Origin of the sequence: Roseomonas chloroacetimidivorans (assembly GCF_049629625.1) — a bacterium.
Taxonomy (GTDB): Bacteria; Pseudomonadota; Alphaproteobacteria; order Acetobacterales; family Acetobacteraceae; genus Roseomonas; species Roseomonas chloroacetimidivorans.
On the sequence record NZ_JBNBZS010000262.1, the window covers coordinates 1 to 1,515 of the forward strand.

The following is a 1,515-nucleotide window of genomic DNA, read 5'->3' on the forward strand; positions in this document are numbered from 1 at the left end:
AGCTCGACTCGTATGAGGCGGATCGGCAATCGGTTTTGTCATGTCGAGCATCGTCTGGGCGGGGGTGAGCCGGGCAATGGCAGCGAAGGGCTCGCTGCTTCACTCGCATCCGGCGGAACATGGCGTTCCCACCAAGATGCCTCATTCAGGGCAGGCCGGCTCGGGGTGGTGGGACCCATCTTTGGCGACGGTTTTGAAACCCCGTCGAGCTCCGGTCACACACCACCCCCGCCCGGCACGACGCGTCGAACAGCGACGCCCCGGCCGAACCTTGTTGATCAGACGGTGGCCGTCTTCAGGCGTGCTCCCTCGGGCACGAGCCCAGTTGTGACATAGCGCCACAGGGCGACCAGCAGCTTCCTGGCCAGGGCAACGGCGGCAATCTTGCGCATGCGTCCGCGGATCTCACCGACCCGCCCGGTGAACCATTGCGCGAGGGCGCTGCCTGGTTGGTAGCGCAGCCAGAGCCAGGCGAGCTCGACCATGCTCTTTCGTAGGAGAGGATTACCGGCTTTGGAGATACCCTGGTCCCGCCGCCGATCGCCGCTGGCAAAGTGACTGGGCGTGAGCCCGGCATAGGCAGCAACTTCCTTGCGGTTGGTAAAAGGACGGTACAGCGCCTCGCGCACCAGCACGGTCGCCAGTTCGGTTCCGATGCCGCCGAGCTTGGAAAGCTGCGCGACCTTCTCGACATCGGCGTCCTCTGCCACCGGTTGGGCAACCGCCGCGTCCCGCTCGGCCTCCAACGCCGCGATCTGCTCAAGGACGAGCTCCAGCCGCAGGAACTCGCGCTCGATCTCCCGGCGCAGGCGCGGCGGCAGATCACGGTCGTCCCCGGTGCGCAACTCCCGGAGCCGCTCCCACCGACCCTGGCGGAGGGGCTGAAAGTTGTAGATGCCCTGGGTCGCCAGCAGCCCCTTGACCCGGTTCACGTGCTGAACGCGCTCGGCGATCAGGCGCTGGCGCTCGCGATGGGTGCGCCTCGCATCCTCCCGCTCCACCGAGGGCACCTGCACCATACTGCACGCGGCCCGGTCGCCGCGGCACCACGCCATGAGCGCTCGAAGCAGCATCGCCGCGTCCAGCCGGTCGGTCTTGGCCCGCCTTGCCCTACGGTCCACCTGCAGACTGCCCGGATCCATCACCCAGCAGGTGATCCTCTCGGCAGTGAGGCGGCGCTGCAGCCAGAACCCATCGTACCCAGCCTCGTAGCCGAGGACGATCTGGACCTCCTCGCCATTTGCCGCCCGCTCGCGGGCTTGCAGGCGCCGCAGCAACGCCAGCAAGCCATCAGTGTCGCCTCCGTCAAGCCGGTGCGATGACATCTTGCCGCTCGGCGACGCCTGTGCGGCAAGCAGCCAAGCGCCCTTGCTGAGCTCCAGAGCAACAAAGACCACGGTACCATCCTGGGGTGCTGTAGCGTGCTTGATCTGAGACATCGGCCAACTCCCTTCAGGTCCGGAGGAGCCAAAACTCTGGCCCAATCTCTGGCCGCCTGCATGGTATCTTTGGCCA

General features: G+C 66.5%; 1 protein-coding gene. It reads right to left on the reverse strand.

What is annotated here, in order from left to right; translation table 11 throughout:
• Positions 1–278: 278 nt before the first annotated feature.
• Entirely contained in the window at positions 279–1,439 is a 1,161-nt protein-coding gene (locus tag ACO1BU_RS37275) for an IS110 family RNA-guided transposase (protein WP_424140889.1), read from the reverse strand.
• Positions 1,440–1,515 lie beyond the last annotated feature (76 nt).

Bases quoted from the DNA above. Each gene is read 5' to 3' on its own strand.
- ACO1BU_RS37275 (WP_424140889.1), bottom strand. From the start codon at position 1,439: ATGTCTCAGATCAAGCACGCTACAGCACCCCAGGATGGTACCGTGGTC.